Below are 759 nucleotides of genomic sequence, written 5' to 3'. Positions count from 1 at the left end.
ACAGCTTCGTTTCCAAAGACCCAGTCGATCAGATCGTGGAAGTTGGTAAGCCAGTTGAACAGGTGACACCAACTGAAGGTGTTAAGAATTTGGTTGTCGAACAACCACGCTTGGATGTGGTAACTGAGGCCCTACCGTTTAATACTGTTGAACGTGAAAATGCACAACTTGCTAAAGGTACGACCAAAGTTGTTCAAGAAGGCAAGGACGGCGAGAAGACCACACTTGTGGAAGTGACCATCGAAAATGGTCAAGAAACTGGCCGCGTGACACGTGATAGCTTCGTTTCCAAAGCCCCAGTTGACAAGATTGTGGAAGTTGGCAAGCCAGTTGAACAGGTGACACCAACTGAAGGTGTTAAAAATCTGGTTGTGGAGCAGCCACGCTTGGATGTGGTGACTGAGGCCCTACCGTTTACCACTGTTGAACGTGAAAACGCACAATTGCCTACGGGCGCACGAAAAGTTGTCCAAGAAGGCAAGGACGGTGAGAAGACGACTTTGGTTGAAGTGACCATTGAGAATGGTCAAGAAACTGGCCACACCACTCGCGATAGCTTTGTTTCCAAAGCTCCAGTTGACAAGATTGTGGAAGTTGGCAAGCCAGTTGAGCAAGTAACACCAGACCAAGGCGTTCAAGCTCCAGTAGTTGAACAACCGCGCTTGGATGTGGTGACTGAGGCCCTACCGTTTAATACTGTTGAACGTGAAAGTGCTCAACTGCCTAAGGGGACACGAAAAGTTGTCCAAGAAGGTAAGG

Annotated in this window: 1 protein-coding gene; it reads left to right on the top strand. The window is 48.5% G+C overall.

The window, feature by feature from the left end:
* Positions 1 to 759 (top strand): G5 domain-containing protein (locus tag STRDD04_RS11140; protein ID WP_197460075.1); only part of this gene is annotated, 759 nt, incomplete at both ends.

Origin of the sequence: Streptococcus sp. DD04, from assembly GCF_001578725.1 — a bacterium.
Lineage (GTDB): Bacteria > Bacillota > Bacilli > Lactobacillales > Streptococcaceae > Streptococcus > Streptococcus sinensis.
The sequence above is the reverse complement of the archived record's forward strand: the minus strand, read 5'-3'. Positions and strand labels throughout refer to the sequence as shown.